At 74.6% G+C, this 22,790-nt stretch carries 21 protein-coding genes; 13 read left to right on the top strand and 8 right to left on the bottom strand.

Annotated elements, in window-relative coordinates:
- Positions 1-27 precede the first annotated feature (27 nt).
- Both ACWDBE_RS15675 and ACWDBE_RS15680 read right to left on the bottom strand, forming a co-directional pair.
- Entirely contained in the window at positions 28-759 is a 732-nt protein-coding gene (locus tag ACWDBE_RS15675) for an MIP family channel protein (RefSeq protein WP_449808277.1), read from the bottom strand.
- A gap of 298 nt (positions 760-1,057) precedes the next feature.
- Complete coding sequence (locus ACWDBE_RS15680) at positions 1,058-1,987, bottom strand: NADP-dependent oxidoreductase (protein WP_449808278.1); 930 nt, start codon at positions 1,985-1,987, stop codon at positions 1,058-1,060.
- A gap of 152 nt (positions 1,988-2,139) precedes the next feature.
- On the opposite strand from ACWDBE_RS15680, the gene ACWDBE_RS15685 reads away from it, so the two are divergent.
- Positions 2,140-3,582, top strand: a complete 1,443-nt coding sequence (locus ACWDBE_RS15685; RefSeq protein ID WP_449808279.1) for a LuxR C-terminal-related transcriptional regulator — start codon at positions 2,140-2,142, stop codon at positions 3,580-3,582.
- Between the two features lie 29 nt (positions 3,583-3,611).
- Entirely contained in the window at positions 3,612-4,046 is a 435-nt protein-coding gene (locus ACWDBE_RS15690) for a protein-tyrosine phosphatase family protein (RefSeq protein WP_449788593.1), read from the top strand.
- A 119-nt stretch (positions 4,047-4,165) separates the two neighbouring features.
- Here ACWDBE_RS15690 and ACWDBE_RS15695 read toward each other — a convergent pair whose 3' ends face one another.
- Both ACWDBE_RS15695 and ACWDBE_RS15700 read right to left on the bottom strand, forming a co-directional pair.
- Positions 4,166-4,975, bottom strand: a complete 810-nt coding sequence (locus tag ACWDBE_RS15695) for an alpha/beta hydrolase (RefSeq protein WP_449808280.1) — start codon at positions 4,973-4,975, stop codon at positions 4,166-4,168.
- Positions 4,976-5,116: 141 nt separating this feature from the next.
- Positions 5,117-5,875 (bottom strand): alpha/beta fold hydrolase, encoded by a 759-nt coding sequence (locus ACWDBE_RS15700; protein WP_449808281.1) that lies wholly within the window; start codon positions 5,873-5,875, stop codon positions 5,117-5,119.
- A 122-nt stretch (positions 5,876-5,997) separates the two neighbouring features.
- On the opposite strand from ACWDBE_RS15700, the gene ACWDBE_RS15705 reads away from it, so the two are divergent.
- Both ACWDBE_RS15705 and ACWDBE_RS15710 read left to right on the top strand, forming a co-directional pair.
- Positions 5,998-6,531 carry a SigE family RNA polymerase sigma factor gene (locus ACWDBE_RS15705; protein WP_449788595.1) on the top strand — a complete coding sequence of 178 codons (534 nt, stop codon included), beginning with the start codon at positions 5,998-6,000 and terminating at the stop codon, positions 6,529-6,531.
- On the top strand, positions 6,528-7,472 hold the full coding sequence (locus ACWDBE_RS15710; RefSeq protein WP_449788596.1) for a hypothetical protein: 945 nt from the start codon (positions 6,528-6,530) through the stop codon (positions 7,470-7,472). The genes ACWDBE_RS15705 and ACWDBE_RS15710 overlap by 4 nt, the downstream gene beginning before the upstream one ends.
- Before the next feature lie 21 nt (positions 7,473-7,493).
- On the opposite strand, the gene ACWDBE_RS15715 is transcribed toward ACWDBE_RS15710, so the two are convergent.
- A complete protein-coding gene (locus ACWDBE_RS15715; protein ID WP_449808282.1) occupies positions 7,494-8,705 on the bottom strand; it encodes a glycosyltransferase in 1,212 nt (403 codons plus the stop codon).
- A gap of 220 nt (positions 8,706-8,925) precedes the next feature.
- On the opposite strand from ACWDBE_RS15715, the gene ACWDBE_RS15720 reads away from it, so the two are divergent.
- The 4 genes from ACWDBE_RS15720 (at position 8,926) to ACWDBE_RS15735 (ending at position 12,470) form a co-directional block, all read left to right on the top strand.
- A complete protein-coding gene (locus ACWDBE_RS15720; RefSeq protein WP_449788598.1) occupies positions 8,926-9,729 on the top strand; it encodes a nucleotidyltransferase domain-containing protein in 804 nt (267 codons plus the stop codon).
- A 199-nt stretch (positions 9,730-9,928) separates the two neighbouring features.
- Positions 9,929-10,594: a DedA family protein gene (locus ACWDBE_RS15725; RefSeq protein ID WP_449808283.1), complete on the top strand. Its 666-nt coding sequence runs from the start codon at positions 9,929-9,931 to the stop codon at positions 10,592-10,594.
- 77 nt (positions 10,595-10,671) lie between these two features.
- Positions 10,672-11,835 (top strand): sensor histidine kinase, encoded by a 1,164-nt coding sequence (locus ACWDBE_RS15730; RefSeq protein WP_449808284.1) that lies wholly within the window; start codon positions 10,672-10,674, stop codon positions 11,833-11,835.
- On the top strand, positions 11,826-12,470 hold the full coding sequence (locus ACWDBE_RS15735) for a response regulator (RefSeq protein WP_449788601.1): 645 nt from the start codon (positions 11,826-11,828) through the stop codon (positions 12,468-12,470). Before ACWDBE_RS15730 ends, ACWDBE_RS15735 begins: the two co-directional genes overlap by 10 nt.
- Positions 12,471-12,561: 91 nt before the next feature.
- Here the strand turns inward: ACWDBE_RS15735 and ACWDBE_RS15740 are convergent, their stop codons facing one another.
- Positions 12,562-14,448 (bottom strand): ABC transporter ATP-binding protein, encoded by a 1,887-nt coding sequence (locus tag ACWDBE_RS15740; RefSeq protein WP_449788703.1) that lies wholly within the window; start codon positions 14,446-14,448, stop codon positions 12,562-12,564.
- 553 nt (positions 14,449-15,001) lie between these two features.
- The gene (locus ACWDBE_RS15745) at positions 15,002-15,196 is read right to left on the bottom strand and encodes a hypothetical protein (protein WP_449788602.1); all 195 of its coding nucleotides are present in this window, start codon (positions 15,194-15,196) and stop codon (positions 15,002-15,004) included.
- Between the two features lie 530 nt (positions 15,197-15,726).
- Here ACWDBE_RS15745 and ACWDBE_RS15750 point away from each other — a divergent pair.
- From ACWDBE_RS15750 to ACWDBE_RS15770, 5 genes are read left to right on the top strand one after another with little or no spacing between them, the layout of a single operon-like run.
- Positions 15,727-18,603 carry a nitrate- and nitrite sensing domain-containing protein gene (locus tag ACWDBE_RS15750; RefSeq protein WP_449808285.1) on the top strand — a complete coding sequence of 959 codons (2,877 nt, stop codon included), beginning with the start codon at positions 15,727-15,729 and terminating at the stop codon, positions 18,601-18,603.
- A complete protein-coding gene (locus ACWDBE_RS15755) occupies positions 18,600-19,055 on the top strand; it encodes a roadblock/LC7 domain-containing protein (RefSeq protein WP_449788604.1) in 456 nt (151 codons plus the stop codon). Before ACWDBE_RS15750 ends, ACWDBE_RS15755 begins: the two co-directional genes overlap by 4 nt.
- 5 nt (positions 19,056-19,060) lie before the next feature.
- Positions 19,061-19,621, top strand: a complete 561-nt coding sequence (locus tag ACWDBE_RS15760; protein ID WP_449788605.1) for a DUF742 domain-containing protein — start codon at positions 19,061-19,063, stop codon at positions 19,619-19,621.
- Between the two features lie 2 nt (positions 19,622-19,623).
- Complete coding sequence (locus ACWDBE_RS15765) at positions 19,624-20,223, top strand: GTP-binding protein (protein ID WP_392872336.1); 600 nt, start codon at positions 19,624-19,626, stop codon at positions 20,221-20,223.
- Positions 20,224-20,278: 55 nt separating this feature from the next.
- A complete protein-coding gene (locus ACWDBE_RS15770) occupies positions 20,279-21,412 on the top strand; it encodes an FAD-dependent monooxygenase (protein WP_449788606.1) in 1,134 nt (377 codons plus the stop codon).
- Positions 21,413-21,505: 93 nt separating this feature from the next.
- Here the strand turns inward: ACWDBE_RS15770 and ACWDBE_RS15775 are convergent, their stop codons facing one another.
- Entirely contained in the window at positions 21,506-22,714 is a 1,209-nt protein-coding gene (locus ACWDBE_RS15775) for a transferase (RefSeq protein ID WP_449808286.1), read from the bottom strand.
- Between the last annotated feature and the right edge of the window lie 76 nt (positions 22,715-22,790).

Genomic DNA, 22,790 nt, shown 5'->3' on the forward strand with positions numbered 1-22,790 from the left:
GCCGGTGCGCGGTGAAGGCCGCGGGAGCTACACCCGCGCGTCCGTGGCCAGGGCCTCGGCCACCGGGAGGTTGGGCTGCGGGTGGGTCAGCAGGTGCACGCCCGCCGCCAGCGCGCCGCCGACCAGCGGGGCGAGCAGGAACAGCCACAGCTGCGACAGCGCCTCGCCGCCCGCGAACAGCGCCGGGCCGAGGCTGCGCGCCGGGTTGACCGAGGTGCCGGTGAGCGGGATGCCGGCCAGGTGGACGACCACCAGTGCGACGCCGATCGGCAGACCGTCGAAGCCGACCGCGGCCAGCCGGTGGGTGACCGCCAGGACCACGTACACCAGCAGGAAGGTGAGGACGACCTCGGTCAGGAACGCGCCGCCGGCGTTGATGTGCACCTGGGAGCGCTCGCCCCAGCCGTTGGTGCCGAGCTTGCCGTGGGTCTCCAGACCCGGCACCTGCTTCGCGAGCAGCAGGACGAGCGCCGCGCCCGCGATGCCGCCGAGCACCTGTGCCACCCAGTACGACACCGCCGTGCGCCCGTCTATCCGGCGGGCCAGCAGGAAGCCGAGCGTCACCGCCGGGTTGACGTGGCAGCCGGAGATCGGGCCCAGCGCGTACGCGAGCGCGAGCAGCACGAAGCCGAACGCGAGCGCGATGCCCACCGCACCGATCGCCTCCCCCGCGAGCACCGCGGCGCCCACCGCCAGCAGCACCAGCAGCAGGGTCCCGAGGAACTCGCCGATCACCGCCCGCTTGTCCGTTCCACCCATGCGCCTGGTCCTCCTGACCGTCAGGGCAGGCGGACCGGTACCGCCCACGTCCGGCCAACCCTGGTCGACCGTTCGAGGGATCGCATGTCGGCCGAACGGCCCACCACCGTGTTCACGGCGCGTCCGCCTGCCGAATTACTCCGAACGGATGAAACCGTACGAAAATGGCGAGCCCAATGCAAAACGGAGGTAAAACGGGCAGAGGCGGACAGGACGGGCGGCGAACAGCCCTCGGAACGGTCGACAGACGGTCGACGGCCGGGCGGCAGAACGGTCGGCAGGCCGGCCGGACCGGCCTTCAGACCGTCAGCACGATCTTCCCGCGCAGGTGCCCGGCCGCACTGACCCGATGCGCCTGCGCCGCTTCCGCCAGCGGGAACACCCGGTGCAGCGGCAGCCGCAGGGTGCCCGCCTCGTGCAGGGCGACGGCGGCCGCGAAAGCGCGCTGGTGGTGCGACTCCACGCCCTCGACACCGCCGTTGAAACGGACGCCGTGCTCCTGCCCGCCCTCCATGTCGGCGATCGTCAGCACCTGGTCGGCGCTGCCCGTCAGCTCGACCGACAGCGGCAGCACCCCGCCCCGCCCGGCCGCGTCCAGCGCCCGGTCCACCCCGCCCGGGGCGACGGCCCGCACCCGCTCGGCGAGGCCCTCGCCGTACGCCACCGGGATCGCGCCGAGTTCCCGCAGGTGGTCGTGGTTGGCCTCGCTCGCGGTACCGATGACGGTGATCCCGCGCGCCCGGGCGAACTGGAGCAGCACGGTGCCCACCCCGCCGGCCGCGCCGTGCACCAGCAGCGTCTCGCCCGGCCGTACGCCGAGGACGTCCAGGACCCGCTCCGAGGTCTCGGCCGCCGCCGGGAGCGCGGCAGCCTCCTCCCAGCTCAGCCCGGCGGGCTTGTGGGCCAGCGCCGCCGCGTCGAGCAGCGCGTGTTCCGCGTAGGCGCCGCCCATCGTGCTGCCGAACACCTCGTCGCCGGGCTCGAAGCCGCTCACCTCGGCGCCGACGGCCTCCACCGTGCCGGACACCTCCACGCCCGGCACGTAGGGGAAGACCACCGGGAACAGCCCGGCCAGCTCACCGGTGCGAAGCCTGCGGTCCACCGGGTTGACGCCCACCGCTCGGACCGCGACCCGCACCTGGCCGGGGCCCGGGGCGGGCAGTTCGATGTCGATCGGGCGCAGCACGTCCACGCCACCGAACTCGGAGAAGGCGATCGCCTTGGTCATGGAAAGTCCCTCGGTTCCAGGAGAGTTGGTCTGTCTTCCGACGCCTTCCATCCTGTGACCGGAGCGGTGGGCGCCCGGCCGGTCCTTCGGACGGTTCGACCTGTCCGAACGGCCAGGCGGGACCGTCGCCGCCCCGAACTAGGCTGGAGCGCATGGACGGCATGAGTGGTTCCAGCGGCATCGACGGCATCGACGGCATCGACGGCAAGGGCCAACTCCCCGGCGAAGGCCGGAGTGCCGGCAAGACCCGGGCCGGTGGCAAGAGCGAGGCCTGGCAGCAGCACTGGGGCCGCCCCGAGGACGCGCTGGCCCGCGCCCTCGAAGTGCTGCGCACGCCCCGGCCGGACCTCCTGCGGCAACTGTCAGCGGTCCTGGAAACCCTCGTCCCCCACACGGCGCTCGCCCAGCTCAGCGGCGTCTGCACGTTCAGCCCCACGCACAACTACGGCCCGCCCGAGCTGACCGGGGCCATCGGCTCACTCGACCTGTCCCGGCTGGCCGAACGCGCGGCCGGGACGACCGCGGCCGGCCGCCCCTGGCAGGGCGAGGCCGAACTCGCCGGGCAGTCCCGACCAGTGGTGGTCACGGCGACCACGCCAGGCAACGGCGACGGCGCCGTCCTGGTCCTCGTCCGGCAGGACGCCGAACCGCTCGCGGCGGGGGCGCTCGCCGTCCTGCAGCAGCTGTGGGACCTGGTGGTCGCCCACTCCGACCACCGCGCCACCGACGCCGCCCCCACCCAGGCCACCGCCTCCCGCGCCTCCGCCAACGCCCGCGCCCGCGCCATCGCCGAGTTCACCGGCACCCACAGCGCCGCGCTCACCGCGATCCTGGCGCCGCTGCGCTCGGCCGACCTGGACGACGCCACGGCCCGCCGCACCGCCATCGAGCTGGCCGTCACCGCCCTGCTCGACCTGCGCCAGGGCGCCGAACTGGACCGCACCCTCAGCGAGCAGCCCGCCGACGCCGCCTTCGCCCGGCTGGTGCGCGAGTTGCGCCCGCTGCTGCGGCACACCCCGGTCCAGCTCGACGTCGCGCCCCCGGCCGAGGCCGACCGGTCCGTCCCCGCCGATGCCGCGCACACCGCCCGGGACGCCGTCCGGGTGGCCGTGCTGCTGATGCTGGAGCAGGAGAAGCCGACTCGGCTGCACGTGAGCTGGCAGCTCACGGCGGACGGCCTGCTGCGTGCCGTGGTGCGCGGCGACGGCCTCGGCGTCCTGTCCGCCGGCGCCCTCACCGTCCACCGCACCGCCGACCGCATCGCCGCCCTCGGCGGACGCCACGGCGTCGAGGCCGTCCCCGGCTGGGGCACCACGGTGACCGTCGACCTCCCGCTCGCCCTGCCCGAACCCGTCCTCGCCACCGACCCGTTGGACGGCCTCCAGCCGCGCGAACGGGAGGTCCTCGACCAGCTCGCGCGGGGCCGCCGCAACCGGGACATCGCGGCGGCCCTGCACATCAGCGAGTCGACGGTGAAGTTCCACGTCGCCAACATCCTCGCCAAACTCGACGTCTCCTCGCGCGGCGAGGCCGCCGCCCTGGCCCACAGCGCCGGACTGCCACGCGCGCCCGTCGGGCTGCACGCGGCATCCTGAGCACCCCGCCCCTCCTCGGAAGAGACGCCATGACCGACCCCACCACCTGGGACCCGAGCACTCCCGGCATCCTGCGCCTGCCCTCCGGCCGCCTCCTGCGCGGCCGCGGCCTCAGTCGAACCATGCCTCCCGGGCCCCAACCGACCTTCGGCCTCTACCTGTTGGACGACCGTCCGCCCCACGTCGACTGGCCGAGCCGCTGGGTCCGCTGGCCCGACTTCGGCCTCCCCGCCGACCGCGCGGACGCCGCCGAAGCCTTCCGCGAGGCGTGGGAGCGCTCCGCCAACGAACGCGTCGAACTCGCCTGCGCCGGCGGCTGGGGCCGCACGGGGACCAGCCTCGCCTGCATCGCCGTCCTGGACGGCGTCCCGCCGGCGGAAGCGGTGGCGTACGTGCGGGAGCACTACGACCCGCACGCCGTCGAAACGCCGGAGCAGCGCGAGTTCGTGGAGCGGCCAGCCTAGGCGGGGTGGGGAACAATCCCGAAATCCACGAAGGGTGACCCTCGGGCCACTGAACTGCAACAATATGTTGAAGTCGATGCCCGTCGGGTTCGTTGCAGGGAGAAGTCCTTTGCAAAGTTTCACTGACGGTTGGCATCCCGGTCGGCCTCCGCGGCACCGAGCTGCCGGGCCAGGAACCGCTCGGACGACTCCAGTTGGGGCTCCGGCACGTCCAGGTGGCCCCCGGGGTTGGCGTGCAGCGTCTTCTCCGAGGACCCCAGCGCGCCGAACAGTGCGAGCGCCCCCTCGCGCGGGACCAGCCGGTCGTCCCACTGGAGCAGGAACTCCACCGGCACGCCGACCCGACCCGCCGCCTCCGTCTGCGACGCGTGCCCCGTCAGCCCGAACACCGCGGCGGCGATGCGCGGCTCGGCCGCCGCCAGCGGGATGCCGATCACGCTCCCCAATGACAACCCCCAGTACCCGACCGGCCCGAGGCCCTCCGCCTGCCCGTCCAGCTCACCCAGCCCGCCCGAACCGCCCGGCGCCGCCAGGGCGGCCAGCGCGTCCAGCACCGCCACCCACTCCGGGACCGCCCGCTCCGCGAGTTCCGCCGTGTGCCGCGCCACCCACGCGCTGACCGGCCGGCCCGCCGCGATCAACTCTCCGATCTCGGTGGCGAACCGCTCGTCCTGCGCGCTGCGCGTCCGCTCCCCGTGCCCCGGCGCGTCCAGCGCCACCGCCGCGAACCCGTGCCGCCGTACACACCGGTGCGCCCGGTCCACCAGCCCCGGCCCCAGCTTGTGCTGGCCGCCGCCGTGCCCCAGCAGCACCAGCGGCCGCCCACCGAGGGGCGGCCCGTCCGGCTGCCACAGCACACCGGGCACGCCGTCGAGGGTGAACCGGCGCTGCGTCACGCCGTCCGCGCTGGATTCCGAGGTGAAGTGCACCCGGCCATCATGGCTCCCGACACACGTTCGAGTCCCGGCTTTTCACCGCTGCCACCGGGAGCCGCCGCCACCGGAGTCACTGCCACCGGAGCCGCTGCCGCGGAGCCTCCGCAACCGGAACCGCCGCCGCTGGCGGAGCGGCTACGCGCCCGGGGCGGGCTCGCCGAGGAAGGACAGGAGGAGGGCGGTGATCTCGGCGGGGCGCTCCAGGCTGGGGAGGTGGCCGGCCCAGGGGAGTTCCCGGTGGCGGGCATCGGGGAGGAGGGTAGGGAGGGCGGCGGCGATGTCGCGGAAGTCCTGGAAGTCGTGGGCGCCGGCCACGGCCAGGGTGGGGGCGGTGATCCGGCCGAGGTCGACGTCCTCGCGGTCGGGGCCGATCGTCGCCTCCAGCTGGATGTCGAAGGCGTGGCGCTGCATCAGCCTGACCTTCGCGCGGGCCTGCTCGTCGGCGTCCGGGCCGAGCCAGCCGTCGACGTTCAGCTCGACGGCCGCGTCGAGGTCCCCGGCCTCGATCAGTTCGTCCTCGCGGTCGCCGAAGGCGCGCAGGGCGTCGCTGGGCTGGTGTCCGGGCATGGCCGAGCAGAGCAGGGCCAGCCTGGTGACCGCCTCGGGGCGCAGCGCGGCCGCCGTCAGGGCGATCCGGCCGCCGTGGGAGGCGCCGACCAGGGTGGCGGTCTCGATGCCCAGGTGGTCGAGCAGGGCCAGGACGTCCCCGGTGTCGCTGTAGGGGCTCTCCGCGAGCGGTGTGTCGCCGAAGCCGCGGAAGTCGCAGCGGACCACCCGGTACCCGGCGTCGATCAGCGGCTGCCACTGCGCGTCCCACATCCGCCGGTCGCACACCGAGGAGTGCAGCAGCACCACGGCGGGCCCACTGCCTGCTACGTCATGAGAAATGATCATCCGGCGGATGTTAGTGCCCTCGCCCCCGCTCCCCAAGCGATTTGAAGTCGCCGCGCCCGCCGGTAAGCGCTTGCGGCGGTCCCCGGGCTCTGGACGGGTGAAGGAGGTGCTCGGAGGTGCTCATGGGAGATGCGAAGAGCGAGCGGGACGACGGGTTCCAGGCGTTCATCGTCGCGGCCTGGCCCCGCCTGGTGCGGACGGCGTACCTGCTGGCCGGCGAGCAGTACGCAGCCGAGGACCTGGTGCAGTCCGCCGCCGAGAAGGCCTGCGCGGCCTGGTCGAGGGTGCGCCGGGCCGACGATCCGTACGCCTACGTGCGGAGGATCCTGGTCAACCAGCACGCCCGCCGCTGGCGCCGCCGGGCGCCGGAGCTGCTGGTGGACGCGGTGCCGGACGCGGCGGGGAGCGAGGACGGGTTCGCCCGCTCCGACCAGCGCGGTGCCCTGCTGGCCGCGCTGGCCACCCTGCCGCCGCGCCAGCGCGAGGCGGTGGTGCTGCGGCACTGGGAGGACCTGAGCGACAGCCAGACGGCTGCGGCGATGGGCTGCTCGGTGGGCGCGGTGCGCAGCCACGCCGCGAAGGGCATCGCGCGGCTGCGGCAGGTCACGGCGCTGGTGGAACTCAAGGACACGACGCACATCGGAGGAACGGCATGAGGCGCGGAACGGACCAGGAGCCGGGCGGGACGGGCGTGGACGACGGCAGGGACGTGTGGGTCGGCCTCGGCCTGGCCGAGGCGGCGGCCGGCGCGCGGATCGGTCCGGCGCCGGTGGCGGACATCGTGGCGGGCGGCCGCCGGCTGCGGCACCGCCGCCGTACGGTGGTCGGCGCGGTGGCGCTGGCCGCGGTGGTGGCGCTGACCGGCGGGGCGCTGGCGCAGCTGCGCCCGGGCCCGGCGTCCGCCCACGGGGTCGGCCCGGCGGGCGTCGGCGCCGTGCTCGGACCGGCGACCGCCGCACCCTCGACGACCGCCGCGCCCTCGGCGACCGCCGCGGTGCGTGACCCGCTCACCCCGGTCCGGGTGCTGCTGGGCCAGGGCGTGGCCCCGGACGGCAAGCAGTGGCAGCTGTGGGAGGCGCTGTGGCCGGAGGCCCCACGGGAGCGGGCGTTCGAGCAGGCGACGGCGGTATGGAAGGAGCGCAGCCGCTACGACTCGGCGGCGGCCGAACCGACGGAGGAGTACGTCCGGCGGTACTGGCAGCCCGACTTCGATGTCGTCGACGTCTACTTCACCGTGGACGGGGTGCGGCAGAGCCATGACTCCGAGGGCGTCCAGCCGGCCCCGGGCAAGGTCGACCCGCGCAGCCGGACCACCGTCGGCGGCGGTCTGGTCGGCCACCGGGGCAAGGGGGACACCGTGGCCCCGCTCGACGTGGTGCTGCTCTCGCTCGGCCCGGACGTCGGCCGGGTGGTGGTGACCTGGACCGACGGCACCTCCACCGAGCCGCCGCTCGTCACCGTGGCCGACTCCCCCGTCCGCGCGGTGGTGGTGCCCCGCCCGGGGGCGAAGCGGGCGAGCTCCTGGCAGTTCTTCGACAGGGACGGCAAGGTGCTTCCGAACGCCGACGCCAAGTACCTGACCGAGTCAGGCTCCTGAGGACGCCCGCCCGACGCCCCCTCAGCCGAGCAGCAGCTTCGCGGCCGCCGCCGCGCCGTCCGTGCGGATGCCGGCGGCGAGGGCGGCGGCGCGCTCGCGGGCGGCGGGGGCGAGGGCGTGGCGCAGGGCGGCGGTGAGGGACTCGGTGGTCGGGGTCGGGCCGTCGTGGGCGGCGCCGATGCCCAGCGCCGCCACCCGCGAGGCCCAGTACGGCTGGTCCACCATCTGCGGGACCAGTACCTGGGGCACCCCCGCCCGGGCGGCCGTGGTGGTGGTGCCGGCGCCGCCGTGGTGGACGACGGCGGCGACCTTCGGGAACAGCGCCTGGTGGTTGACCTCGCCGACCGCGAAGCAGTCCCCGGCCCCGTCCACCTCGGCGAGCCGGGCCCAGCCGCGGCCGAGCAGCACCCGCCGGCCCTGGGCGCGGACGGCCTCGACGGCCGCCCGGGCGGCGCCCGCCGGGTCCCGCAGCGGCATGCTGCCGAAGCCGACGTACACCGGCGCCTCACCGGCCGCCAGGAAGGCCGACAGGTCGGAGGGCAGCGGTCGTTCGTCCGGCAGGATCCACGCGCCGGTCTGCACCGCCTCGGGCCACCCCGCCCCGAACGGCCTCGGCCAGGGGTCGAGCAGCGGGTCGGTGGCCAGCCACGGCCGGCCGGTGAGGACGTGGTCCCGGACGTTGTCGACCTCGGGCAGTCCGACCGCCGCCCGGTGGGTGTTGACCGCCTCCCCGAACAGCGCGTTCATCGTCCCGATGTTGAGCTCCCACAGCTCCCGGCGGTCGGTCACCTCCGGCGGGTACGGCGCCATCGGGTACTCGAAGGGCCGGTGGCGCGGGGAGGGCAGCACGGTCGGCTGGAGGGCGACGTACACGAAGCGGGCGCCCAGCCGCTCGGCCGCCGCCTGCGCGCCGGCCGCCGCCGGGAACAGGCCGGTGGCCACCACCGCACCGCCCGGCTCGGCCGCCCCGAGCACCGCCGCGTGGAACTGCTCGACCAGTCGGGCGGCGCGCTCGGAGATGCCCGAGGGCGCCGGCGGCCCGCTGACCAGCGCGCGCACCGACTGCCCGACCGGCACCACGTCCACCCCGGCCTCGGCCAGCCGAGCCGCGAACTCCTCGTCCGGCGGCGCGCACACCCGCACCGAGGCGCCCAGCTCCTCCAGCCGCAGCGCCAGCGCGGCCATCGGCTCGACGTCCCCACGCGACCCGTACGTCGACAACACCACTCGCACGTCGAACTCCCCCGTTCCTTCCCCGGCTTCGTGTCCTTGAGCCGGTGATTCTGCGGCACCACCGGGGCCTTGTGGCAAGGCCCCCCGTGCGCTATAGCTTGAGAGTGGCGAGGAGTGGGGCCGCCCCCCTCCGGGCCGCCCCCCTCCGGGCCGCCCCCCTCCGGGCCGCCCCCCTCCGGGCCGGCCTCCTGAGGAACGGGCCTCCTGCCAGAATCACCCCATGCGCGCGATCATCGAATCCATGGCCGGTCAACTCACCCGTGTGCCAGGCGTGGTGGGAGTGATGCTCGGCGGGAGCCGGGCCCGCGGCGAGGAGCGGCCGGAGTCGGACTGGGACCTCGGGGTGTACTACCGGGGCAGCCTCGACCTCGACGCGCTGCGTGAACTCGCCGGGCCGGGGGTCGAGGTGGCCGGCCCGGGCGGCTGGGGACCGTGGGTGAACGGCGGGGCGTGGCTGCGGGTCGACGCGGTCGCCGTGGACTGGATCCTTCGGGACCTCGACCGGGTCGGACGGGTGTGGGCGGACTGCCGCGAGGGCCGTTACGAGGTGGGGACGCAGGCCGGCCATCCGCTCGGCTTCTGGTCCCCCTGCTACCCGGGCGAGGTCGCCCTCGGGCAGCCACTGGCCGACCCCACCGGGGAGTTGACGCGGCTCAAGCGGCAGACCGCCGACTACCCGGAGCCGCTGCGCGAGGCCCTCACCGCGGCCACCTGGGAGGCCGGCTTCCTGCTGGACACCGCCGCGAAGAGCGCCGTCCGCGCCGACGCCCTGCACGTCTCGCTCTGCCTGTCCCGCGCCGTCGGCATCCTGGTCCAGGCCCTGTACGCCCACCACCGCCGCTGGTGCCTCAACGAGAAGGGGGCCCTGGCGGTGGCGGACCAACTGCCCGACACACCAAGGGACTTCGGCGAGGTCGCGCGCGGCCTGCTCGCCGCACCCGGCGGGTCGGCGGCGGAACTGACGGCCACCGTCACCCGGGCCCGGGAGCTGACCCGGGAGACGGTGGCCGTGTTGGGCCGCTGAACCGGGCACCATCCCCACCCGACGGCCCGGGCCCCGGCCAGTGGGTTCCCCGCGCTGCGGGAAACCTCAGGGCGGGGAACTGCGGTTTTCCGCAGGAGGTTCGCCGGAAACCCGCATACCGCCGCTGACCTGCGATTTCTAGCGTGAAGGGCAGAGCCGAGCGCACCGGCGCCGGCACCCCTGCCCCCTGGAGAGCCGCATGCAGCACACCGTCCTCGCCATCGCCCAGCAGCCCGCCGACGGGTTCGCCGGCTGGGCGGCCGACCTGGTGGACACCATGGGCGGCCCCGGCGCCGGCCTGGCGATCGCGCTGGAGAACCTGTTCCCGCCGCTGCCCAGCGAGGTGATCCTGCCGCTGACGGGCTTCGCCGCCGGGCAGGGCGTGATCAGCCTCGCTTCCGCGCTGACCTGGACCACCCTCGGGTCGGTCGTCGGGGCCGTCGTCCTTTACTGGCTGGGCGCGTTGTTCGGCCGGGAGCGGATGCACGCGATCTGGGCCCGGCTGCCGCTGGTCAAGGCCTCCGACCTGGAGCGCACCGAGGCCTGGTTCGCCCGGCACGGGACGAAGGCGGTGCTGCTGGGCCGGATGGTGCCGATCTTCCGCAGCCTGATCTCCGTCCCGGCCGGGGTCGAGCGGATGCCGCTGCCCGCGTTCGTCATGCTGACCACGATCGGCAGCCTGGTGTGGAACAGCGTGCTGGTGATGGCCGGGTTCCTGCTCGGGGACCGCTGGGACGTGGTGGAGACGTACGTGGGCCTGCTCTCCAAGGCGGTCCTGGTGGTGGTCGTGGTGGCCGTGGCCGGGTACGTCGTGATGCGCTGGCGCGGGCGCAACAGCGCCGCCCAGCACCGGCGCGCCCGGTGAGCGAGCCGACCGGCCGCAACGGCCCGAGCCACCCGGCCGATCCCGCCGGCCCCGGCGCCCCCGTAAGCTCGGAGCCCGTGCAGGGGGATGGAACAGACACCACGTCATGGCCGCGTCGCGCCACCGGTTTCATGCTCGGCTGCCCGAGCGCCGTCCTCGCCGCGCTGTACCTGCTGCTGGCCGGCGCCGTCCTCGGCCCGTTCCTGCTCTGGCCGCGCACCCGCCCGTACGCGGCACCGGGCCTGCTGTCGGGGGTGCGCCGGCTGGCCGCCCTGGAGCGGGCCCGGCGCAGCGCGTTCTTCGGCGACCGCTTTCCGCGCCACTACCGGGCGGACGAGGGCAGGCTGCTGCGCTACCTGGTGGTGCGCAGCGGCGGCGGGCTGGTCGCCGGGGTGGTGCTGGGGCTGCTGGTCTTCGGGCTGGCCCTGGCCGTGCTGCTGGTCGGCGGGGTGCTGCGCGGCTCGCTGGGCTGGGAGGAGTTGGCGACCCAGGTGCTGCTCGGCGGGGTGCTGCTCTTCCTGGCCGTGCAGGGCCTGTTGTCGCTGGCCGCGCTGGATGCCAGGAGTGCGCGGGAGTGCTTCGGGCCGTCCGAGGCCGAGCTGCTGCGCCGCCGGATCGCCGAACTCGCGGACAGCCGGGCCGCGGTGGTGCGGGCGGTGGACACCGAGCGGCGGCGGATCGAGCGGGACCTGCACGACGGCGTGCAGCAGCGGGTGGTGGCGCTGGCGATGCTGCTCGGCCGGGCGCGGCGCGGTCCGGACCGCCACCGGGACCCGGAGCGGACGGAGGCGCTGCTGCGCCAGGCGCACCGGGAGGCGCAGGAGTTGCTGACCGAGCTGCGCGAGGTGGCCTGGCGGGCGTACCCGTCGGCGCTGGACACCCTGGGGCTGGAGGAGGCGCTGGGCGGGGTGGCCGAGCGCTGCGCCATCCCGCTGCGGCTGCGCTACGAGGTGGCCGGTCCGCTCCCCGAACCCGTGCGGACCGCCGCCTACTTCGTGGTGTCCGAGTGCGTCACCAACGCGGCCAAGCATTCGGCCGCCTCGGCGATCTCAGCCCGGGTCGAGGGGACCGCCACCCTGCTCACCGTACGGGTCGAGGACGACGGCGGCGGTGGCGCGGACCCGACGGGCAGCGGCCTGACCGGCCTGCGCGGGCGGGTCGCCGCGCTGGACGGTACCCTCCACGTCCACAGCCCCGTCGGGGGGCCGACCGTCATCACCGCGGAGCTGCCATGCGCGTGACCCTCGCCGAGGACTCGACCCTGCTGCGGGAGGGCCTGGTCCGACTGCTCGCCGAGGAGGGGCACGAGGTGCTGACCGCGGTCGGCGACGCGACGGCGCTGACGGCGGCGGTGGCGGAGCAGCCGCCGGACATCGTGGTGGTGGACATCCGGATGCCGCCGACCCACACCGACGAGGGGCTGCGGGCGGCGGTGGAGATCCGCGAGCGGTGGCCGCAGGTCGGGGTCCTGGTGCTCTCCCAGCACATCGAACGCGGTTACGCCGCGCGACTGTTGGACGCCGGCGCGGAGCGGGTCGGCTACCTGTTGAAGGACCGGGTGGCCGAGGTGGACGAGTTCCTGGACGCCCTGGTGCGGGTCGCAGCGGGCGGCGCCGTGATCGACCCGGAGGTGGTCCGCCAACTGGTGGTGCGCACCACCCGCACCGACCCGCTGGCCCGGCTCACCCCGCGCGAGCGCAGCGTCCTGGAGGCGCTCGCCCAGGGCTGGACCAACGCCGCCATCGCCCAGCGGCTGCACGTCTCGCAGAGTGCGGTGGAGAAGAACCTCAACGCCGTCTTCGACAAGCTGGACCTGCCCCGCACCACCGACTACAACCGTCGCATCCTGGCCGTCCTGCACTACCTGGGCGCGTAGGCCCCCGCCGCGCCGGCTCCGTCCGGACCGGGGTCACCGACAGCACCGACAGCACCGACGGCAGCGCAGGCCCAGGGCCCACGGCCCGGGCTCAGGTCTCCTGCGGCGCACGCCCCCGGAATGAGCCGTTCGGGTGAGCGACCGGCCGGCCGTCCCGACCGCTGGCGGTGGCGCCGCCCGGCCCGGCGTCCCGGCGGGTGGCCTCCTGTGCACCGAGGGTGAGCACGCGGTCCGCCAGCGTCAGCAGGGCCCGGTCGTGGGTGATCAGGAGGGTGGTGCGCCCGGCCATCAGGCGGCGCAGCGCGGGGACGAGCTGCTCGATGGTGTGCGGGTCCAGGCCGCTGGTGGGTTCGTCCAGGATCACCACGGGCGTGTCGCGCAGGAAGGCCCGGGCGATGGCGACGCGCCGGCTCTGCCCACCGGAGAGCTGGAAGCCGTCGGCGCCGATCACCGTGCGGTAGCCCTCCGGGAGCGCTGTGACGAATTCGTGGGCCCCGGCGCTGCGGGCGGCGCGTTCGATGTCGGCGGGTGGGGCGTCCGGACGGCCGTAAACGATGTTGTCGGCGATGCTCGCGTGGAACAGCGGGGCCTCCTGCGTAAGCAGCGTGACCGCTTGGCGCAGTGAGGCGAGGGTGAGGTCGCGCAGGTCCTGCCCGTCGAGGCGGACGGCGCCGGCCTGCGGGTCGAGGAAGCGGACCAGGAGCTTGGCGAGGGTCGACTTGCCGCTGCCACTGGGCCCGACGACGGCCAGGGTCTCCCCGGGGAGCAGGTCGAGGTCCAGGTCGGCGAGGACCGGCGGTCCGGGGACGCCGGTGGCGCCGGGGTAGGCGGCGCGGACGCCCTCGAGGGCGATCCGGCCCTGGACCGGGCCGGTGTCCCGGGCCGTGGGGCGCTCCTGCACCGGGCTGCGGAGGTCGTGCAGCTCCAGGACGCGTTCGCCCGAGGCGCAGGCCAAGCCGGCCATCGGAATGAGGCCGGCGAGCTGCTGGACGGGCTCGAACAGTTGCGCCATGAAGGCGGCGAAGGCGAGCAGACCGCCCAGGCTGAGGTTCCCGCGGATGACCTGCAGCGCGCCGACGCCCACCACGGCCAGCCCGGCCAGCAGCTGCAGGACCCCGAGGAAGGGCTGGTAGAGGCCGGAGACCCGGGCGGCGGCGAGTTCTGCGTCGAGCAGGGCCCGGCCCTCCCGGCGGACGCGTGCGACCTCGCGGCTCTCCTGGCCACAGGTCCGGGTGACGGTGGCGTTGCGCAGGGATTCCTCCAGCAGCGCGGTGACCCCGCCCGCGCGGCGCTGGACCCGCCGCTCCCGACGCCGGATGACGCGTCCGAACAGCGTGCTGGACAGGACGAACAGCGGGGCGGCCAGCAGCGCGGCCACGGTGAGCGGCCAGCTCAGGTAGAAGGCGGCGCCGGTGAACAGCAGCAGGCTGACGAGGGCGACGGCGCCCTCGACCAGCCCGGTGGCCACCATCCGCTCGATCTCGGCGATGTCGAAGGTGAGTCGCGCCACCAGGTCGCCGCGCCAGCGGGTCTCCAGGGTGTCGGGGGGCAGGGTGTGCAGGTGGGCGAGGGTGTCGGTGCGCAGCCGCAGCATGTAGCGCTCGGCGATCCAGGTGCTGGTGTAGCTGCCGGCGAAGGTGAGCAGCCCGGCGGCGATGGACGCCGCGAGCATGAGGGCGGCGAGCGGCCAGAAGGCGGCGAAGTTCCGTGGGACGAGGACGTTGTCGATGAGGTCCTTGAACAGCCAGACCGAGACGATCTCGCCGAAGGCGCCGAGGACGAGCAGGGCCGCGCTCACCGGGAGCCAGCGCGCGTCGGGACGCACCCACGGCCAGAACCGGCGGACCAGCTCCCGCAGCGGGATGACCGGCGATTCCGCCACCGGTCCGTGGTCGTCGGCCTTGAAGGCCTTCGATGCCTTGGAGCCCTTAAAGACCTTGGGGGCCACCCGGTCACCCGGGGGCGTCACATCGCGCATGGACACGACCCGTTGCTTTCGGAGACGTCGTTCCGGGATCCGGAAACGACGTTCCGGGGCGTGGACCCGTCGTTCCGGGCTGGGGACCCGCCATCCTCCGCGCGGAGGCGGCGTCGTCCCAGGACGAGGGGCCGGCGGTCGCACCGCCGACCCCTGTGATGGTGCTAGTCGGGACTACCGGGTGCAGTCCTGGCCGAAGTCACCGTCGCCACCAGTCGAAACCGAAACCACGGCGGTAACCACGACGGTCAAAACCTCGACCACGGTCAAAGTCACGGCCTCCGCCGTAACCACGGCCGTAACCACGGCCGTAACCACCGTCCCTGTCTCCTCGACGACCGAAGTAACTCATAACGGCTTCTCTCTCTCGTCGCGTCGGCGCTCCTTACCACCCGCGACCCGCACCGACGGCGGGGTTGCGAGAACTGGAGGCCGTTGCCGGTGGGCGGACCGTTCCGGTGGCCTGTCGGCGACGCCCGGCCGGTTCGTCCCACTACTCCAGTATCCGCCCACCGACCGTATGCGCAGCTTCTGAGCCGATCGGATCGGACGATCACTCGGCCACCACTGGAGCCGGCGCCCCGCCCGTCACGTTCAGCAACTGCCGATAGGTCACGCAGCCGAGCGCGGCGGCGGCCTCGGCGGCGGTGCGGGCGGAGTCGGGCAGGAGGCGGATCTCGCCCGGGATGCCGGCCGCCGCCAGGGCCTCGGCGACGGCCTGACTGCGTGCGGGGAGGTTGGAGGTCATCGGCCCATCACGCCGTCCGCACCGGGCGGCGTCTGACGGCGCCCTCGGCACCGCCCGCACACCCGCGGGGCATCGAGGAGGACCTCGCCGCGCGCTCGACGCCGAGCCGACGGGCCCGGCCGAACCCTTCCCGGCGGGGCGTCACACAGTTTTCACACCCCGGCCATCCACCGGCCGCGCGTCTCATTGACACTGCATCAAGCGAGTAAGGAGCCGCCTGCTCCGCATACATACGGTCAACGATTGAATGACATTGTGCCCACCTCGTGCGCAAGCCCGACCCAGGCGGCGAACGGACTTTCACTCTAATCACACGGTATGACTAATATCGCTTCGTCAAAAACCCGTGCCCCGGACGGCCCGCCCCTCACCGGCCGGCCGCCAGCCCCAAGGAGTCAGCTCTGCGCGCGCGTGCGAATCGGCGGCCCCCGACGCCGAAGGGCCCCCGCAGGCGTCCACGCCTGTCCCTGCGGACGGCGCTGCTCGTCCTGGCCGTCGTCCCCAGCATCGCCCTGGTCGCCCTCTGGGCCGTGACCAGCGGCGAGACCATCGCCGACTTCCAGCGGCTGGCCGACCAGGCCACCATCGCGCAGAAGGCCGGCCAGCCGTCCAACATCGTGTACTACAACCTCCAGGAGGAACGGCGGCTCAGCGCCGAGGCACTCGCCCGGCCCGGCTCCAACGCCGACCAGCTGCGCCACCAGCGCCAGCTGACCGACGACGCGGTGCGGCAGTTCCAGACCCTCTCCGGGGCCACCGCCGACAACGCCCCCGAAGAGATCCGCGCCGCCGTCGTCGAGGCCCGCCAGGCCATGGGCAAGCTGGCCGAGCAGCGTGCCGCCGTCGACCGCGCCACCACCGACCAGCAGAGCGTCTACGCCTACTACACCGACCTGATCAGCGTCGACCTGCGGCTGTTCACCGTGCTCAGCCGGGTCGACACCGGCGAGGTCACCTGGCTGTCCAAGACCCTGGTCAACTCCTTCTGGGCCAAGGAGATGCTCTCCCGCGAGGACGCCATCCTGGCCCGCGGCTGGCCCACCGGGCGGCTGTCCGCCACCGACTACCAGCAGGTCCAGCAGCTGATCGGCTCCCAGGACCACCTGCTCAACGTCCAGGTCCTGCCGTACATCCCGGACACCGAGGCGCCGGCCTGGCACGAGCTGGTCAACAGCCCGTCCTGGCAGGCCAAGGCCGCCGTCGAGCAGGCGCTGCTCAAGCCCACCGCCGCCGACGCCGCCGGCACCGTCAAGCTCCCGGCGACCCAGGACCAGTGGCGCCAGGCCCTCGACGGGCTCAACCCGCCGCTGGTCAAGGCCATCGAGGACCGCACCAACGGCATCATCGAGGTCGCCAAGGGCGCCATCATCGGCATGCTCACCCGGGTCGTGCTGACCACCGTCATCGGCCTGATCACGGTCGTCGCGGTCGTCATCGCCTCCTGGCGGCTCAGCCGCTCGCTGCGCCGCCGCATCAAGGACCTGCACACCCAGGCCGAGGAGATGCGCAGCACCCTGCCCGAGGTGGTCGACCGCCTCGGCCGCGGCGAGCAGGTGGACGTCGAGGCCGAGAGCCGCGCCGTCACCGACGGTCCGCACGGCAGCGGCACCGACGAGCTGGCCCGGCTCGGCCAGGCGCTCAACCTGGCCCGCTCCGCCGCCCTGGAGGCCGCCGTCGGCCAGGCCGAGCAGCACCGCGGCTTCGAGCGGCTGCTCCAGCGCATCGCCCGCCGCACCCAGCTGCTGATCGGCCGCCAGCTGCGCAAGCTGGACGAGCTGGAGCGCAAGCACGACGACCCGGAGGTCCTGGAGGGCCTCTTCGACCTCGACCACCTCACCGCCCGCCTGCGCCGCTACGAGGAGAACCTCGTCATCATGGCCGGCGGCCAGCCGCAGAGGCGCTGGCGCAAGCCCGTCCCGCTGCTGGACGTGTTGCGCGCCGCGCAGGGCGAGGTCCAGGACTACCGCCGGATCTCGATCGACATCGAGGGCCACCCGTGGCTCTCCGAGCGGGCCGTCGGCCCGGTGGCGCACGTGCTCGCCGAGCTGATGGAGAACGCCACCACCTTCTCCAAGCCGCCCACGCCGGTGGAGGTGCGCGCCGCCGTGGTCGGCCGCGGGCTGGCGATCGAGATCGAGGACCGGGGCCTCGGCATGGACCCGGAGCAGTACGACGCGGCCAACGAGCTGATGAGCCGCCCGCCGCGCACCGACGTGCTGGCCCGGGCCGACGACATCCGCCTCGGCTTCCACGTGGTCGCCCGGCTGGCCTCCCTGCACGGGCTGAGGATCGAGTTCCGCCCGTCCGCGTTCGGCGGCACCCGGGCGGTCGTCCTCGTCCCGGACGAGCTGGTCATCGAGGGCGACACCGGGCTGCCGGACGGCGCCGGCGGCACCGCCGCCGAGCCGATCCCGCTGGTGCGCCGCTCGCGCCGGGCCGTGCGCTCGGCCTCCGACGAGGCGCCGGCCCCGGTGCCGACCGGTCCGCCGGTCGCGCCGGTGGACTCCTTCGCGCAGGGCGACTTCGCCCCGCAGGCCGCTCCGGTGCCACTGCCTCAGCCGGAGCCGACCCCGATGCCCCTGCCGGTGCGGGTGCCGCTGCGGCTGCCCTCGGCGGACGCCGGGGTGGGCGAGGGGCCGCAGACCACGCTCCAGGACGTTCCGGTGCCGCCGGCGCCGTTCCCGGCGGAACAGCCGTTCCCCACGGAGCAGCCCCACCAGGCGCAGCAGCCCCACCAGGCGTACCCGGCCGGGCAGTCCTTCGGCCCGGAGCAGTCGTACGGGTCCGAACCTTCGTACGGCGCTGAACCTTCCCACGCCCCGCGGCCGTCCTACGGGGTGGAGCAGCCCGTCCCGGCCGCTCAGCCGTCCTTCCAGCCGGAGCAGCCGATCGAGCACAGCTCCCCGGCCGACCCGGCGCCCGTCCAGGACGTCCCGGCCTACCCCGACATCGCCTACGCACGGGTCACCGAGGCCGAGGCCCCGTACGCCGACGAGCAGTACCGCCCGGCCGACCACTACCGGCTGGCCGAGCGGCGGCGGCGTCGCGAGTACCAGACCTCGGTGCCGTTCAGCCCGGCCGAGGGCGGCCAGCCTCCGCTGCCGCAGCGCGTCCGGCAGGCCAGTCTGGCGGCCGAGCTGCGGGTGCCCCCGCCGGCCGCGCCGCAGTGGGTCAAGCGGTCCGCCGAGGACGCCACGCCCGCGGGCCCGTTCCAGCGCACCGACTGCCCGGTTCGGCGCTCGGGTGCGGCGATCGGCGCCTTCCAGCGCCAGTCCCGCGCCGCCCGGGCCCAGGACAGCGGCGAGCACCCGCTGCCCACCGCCCCGCCGGCCCCCTCCCCCACCCCGTCCCCCTGGGCCCCTCCGGCCACGGACTCCCGAACCACACGAACGGATGAGCAGTCATGAACCGTACGATCGCCACCCACCAGGACCTGGACTGGCTGCTGGACGGACTCGTCGACTCGGTGCCCGGGACCAGGAACGCCGTCCTGCTGTCCGACGACGGTCTCGTGGTCAGCCACTCCCGCACCATCGAGCGGGCCGACGCCGAGCGCCTGGCCGCCGTCGCCACCGGCCAGCAGAGCCTGGCCCGCGGGGTCGGGGCGCTGTTCGACGGCGGCCCGGTGCACCAGGTGATCGTCGAGCTCGCCGAGTGCTGGCTGTTCGTCATCGCCGCGGCCCAGGGCACCCACCTGGCCGTGGTCGCCTCCCAGGAGGTGGACGCCGAGGTGATGTCCGTCGCGATGCACACCCTGGTGCAGCAGGTCGGCCAGAAGCTCACCACCCCGGTCCGCCACGACGACGCCCCCGGCGCCCCGGCCTCCTTCGACGCCTTCGCCGCCCGGAACCGGGGCTGACCCGGGTGGAACCGTACGGGAACGACGCCTGGGGGGACGGCCGCGACGACGGCCGGCAGGCCGGTCCGCAGTCCGGCCCCGCCTCCGACCCGCAGCCCGGTCCGCAGTCCGACCGGGAGGACCGGGACGACCGCTGGCGGCGCGGCGCGGTGCCGCACTGGAGCGAGCTGGAGGAGGAAGCGGAGGACGAGTCGGGCAGCATGGTGCGCCCGTACACGATCACCCGCGGCCGGACCGCACCCGAGCGGGACGACCTCACCCTCATCACCGTGCTCACCACGGTCGAGGAGAAGGCCGAAGCGGCCCTGGCGCGGGGCAACCGCGCCGGCGCTCGCGGCCTGCAGCCCGAGCACCGGCTGATCCTCGATCTCTGCCGGCACCCGATCGCCGTCGCCGAGGTGTCGGCGGACCTGGACCTCCCGGTCTCGGTCACCAAGATCCTGCTGGGCGACCTGGTCGCCCAGGGCCTGCTGAAGGCCCGGGCACCGCTCTCGGTGGCCCGGGCCGCCGGGGGCGTGGACCTCGGCCTGCTCACGGCCGTACGCGAAGGACTCCGGAGACTCTGAACATGGCAACACCGCACTCCGCCGTCGGCTCCCCCGCCGCCCCGGTCGCCCCGGCGGCCGTCAAGATCCTGATCGCGGGCGGCTTCGGCGTGGGCAAGACCACCCTGGTCGGCTCGGTCAGCGAGGTCACCCCGCTGCGCACCGAGGAGTACCTGACCCGGGCCAGCGTCGGCATCGACGACCTGGCCGGCATCGACCAGAAGACCACCACCACGGTCGCGCTCGACTTCGGCCGGATCACGATCAGCCCCGAGCTGGTCGTCTACCTGTTCGGCACGCCCGGCCAGGAACGCTTCTGGTTCATGTGGAACGACCTGGTCAACGGCGCCCTCGGCGGGATCGTCATCGCCGACACCCGCCGACTGGAGACCAGCTTCGCCTCCATCGACTTCTTCGAGAGCCGGGGCATCCCGTTCGTGGTCGCGATCAACTGCTTCCACAACACCAACACCCGTACCCCCGACGAGATCCGGGCCGCGCTCGACCTCGACCCGCAGGTGCCGATGCTGCTCGGGGACGTGCGCGAGCGCGCCTTCGGACGGGACCTGCTGCTCGCCCTGGTCGACCACCTGATGGACCTCGCCGCCACGCCCGCCGGCTGATCCGTCCCCTTCCCCCGGCCGGACCTCCCGTGAACTTCCCTACGGAGCACCCCTCATGACCAGAGCCCTGCGCGTCCTCGTCCACGGCGGCGGCATCGGCGGCCTCACCCTCGCCACCGCCCTCGCCCAGCGCGGCCACCAGGTCGACGTCGCCGAGCTGCGCGAGCAGTTGGAGGCCCTCGGCGTCGGCATCATCCAGCCGTCCAACGCCCTGCACGTGATGCGCGAGATCGGCGTCCTGGAGGACTGCCTGGCCGTCGGCTTCGAGTGGGAGATGCTGACCATCTGCGACCCGGCCGGCGCCACCCTCGCGAAGATCCCGCAGCCCCGGATGGGCGACGCCCCCTCCAACAACGGCATACCGCGCCCCGCGCTGGCCCGCGTCCTCGCCGACGCCACCGCGAAGGCGGGCGTCACCGTCCGCTTCGGCACCACCATCGACACCCTGGCCGAGGACGCCGAAGGCGTCGAGGTCACCCTCACCGACGGGCACGCCGGCCGCTACGACCTGGTCGTCGGCTTCGACGGCATCGGCTCGCCGCTGCGCCGCCGGCTGTACGGCGAGAAGTACCTCCCCGAGTACACCGGCTTCGCCAACTGGCGGGTCACGCTGCCGCGTTCGCCCGAGGTGCGGGGCGTGGTGATGTCCTCCGGCAACCTGAGGGCGAAGGCGCTGCTCACCCCGATCAGCGCGGAGCGGATGTACCTGGGCTCGGTCTTCGCCGAGGCCGAGGACTTCCGCCCGGACCCGGAGCGCGCCCACGAGCAGCTGCGCGAGCGGCTGGCCGGCTTCGGCGGCCCGATCGCCGGGGCGCTGGCGCAGATCACCGACCCGGCCGCCGTGGTCTACTCGCGGATCTCCCAGGTCACCGTCGAGGATCCCTGGCACGTCGGCCGGATCGTGCTGGCCGGCGACGCCGCCCACGCCTCCACCCCGCACCTCGCCCAGGGCGCCGCGATGGCCGTCGAGGACGCCCTCGTACTCGCCCTGAGCCTGGACGAGGCCGACTCCGTCCCGGCCGCCCTCGCCGCCTGGGAGGAGCGCCGCCGCCCGCGCGCGATGTGGGTCCAGGCCCTGTCGCGGGCCGTCCTCAAGCAGGAGACGGGCACCCCGACCACGCCGGAGGAGGACGAGCTGCTGAAGGTCGGCATCCCCGGCGCGGCGCACGTCCTGGTGCAGCCGTACTGACGGCTCCGGACTGACGGCTCCGAGCTGACGGCTCCGGGCTACGGGCCACGGCCGGCCACCGGCCCGGCGGGGCGCTGCGGCGCTCCGCCGGGCTCACCAGCGGCCGGCCAACTGCAGGATCCGGTACCCGAGCCACCCCGGCGGGACCAGCGCGAGGGCCAGCCCCGCGACCACCAGGTCCGCTTTCCTCGTGGCGAGTTGAGCCCGCCAGGCCATCGCCCGCTGCCGCCTCCCGTCGGCCGTCAGGGCGGTGTGGATGGTGTGCGCCAGGTGCACCGTGGGCGTCGGCGGGGAGGAGATGCCCGACCGGGCCATCCACCGCCACGCCGCCGGGCCCTGGCGCTCCTTCACCGGGAACACCCGCGGGGTCCACTGGCCGTCGAAGGTGATGACGGCTCCGGTCCAGTGCCCGCCGGTGACCAGTTCCCTGGGCAGCAGCGGGGTGGGCAGGCTCTCGTTCAACTCCCCGGCCAGCTCCGCCAGGCCGCGCGGGGCCAGCAGGATCAGCTTCGCCGGCGGCTGCGTGGCCCTGGCCTCCCCGATCTCCCAGCGCAGCCCCTCCCCCGGCCCGAGGCGCAGGACGATCAGCTGGGACAGGTCCATCAGCCGCCGCACGGTGCCCTGCCAGTCGTCGAGCGGCAGGTAGAACCGGGCGGCGCCCAGGAGCGGCAGCGTCTCGCCCGGCCGTCCCACCGCGATCACCGGGCCCACGGCGCCCAGCGCGGCGGCGAACTGCACCTCCCGGGTGCGCAGGCCCGCCGCCGTCCGGGCGTCCTCCCTGGCGGCGGCCTCGTCGTCGAAGCTGCGCAGGTAGAGCACGGGTCTGCGGCCGTCCCGTAGCAGCGCCTGGGCGGCCCCGCGAGCCGCGTACGGGCGGGTGCGGCGCAGGACCAGGAGTCCGGCCCCCGCGGCCGCCGCACCGCCGACCAGCAGCAGGAGCGACACCCTCGGCGGGAGTCCCTCGCTCCGCTCCGACGCCGCGACGACGAGGGCTCCGCCCCCGGACAGCACGCAGCCGGCGGCCTGGGCGATCCGGACGGCGCGCCGCCGGCGCGGCTGCGGCGTGCCGTACCGGTTGACCAGCGCGACGATCTCGGCGACCCCGGACCGGCGGCGGTGGCGCAGCCACAGGGCGGGCCCGAGCAGCGCCAGGGCGACCGCCCCACAGCACCACGCCCCCACCCTGCTCCCGCGCACCTGCTCGCCCATGCCCACGTTGACCAGCAGGTGCAGCGCCGCATAGGCCGCGGTGACCGCGACCGCCGTGATCGACCGGGCGACCACGCGGAGCCGGGACGACACGTCGATCCACCCCCTAGCCTGCGCGCAGCCCTTCGAGCGGTCCTGCGCGCAGCGCCTCGAGCAACCCGGTGAGCAG

The sequence above is a fragment of the Kitasatospora sp. NPDC001132 genome (assembly GCF_053598415.1).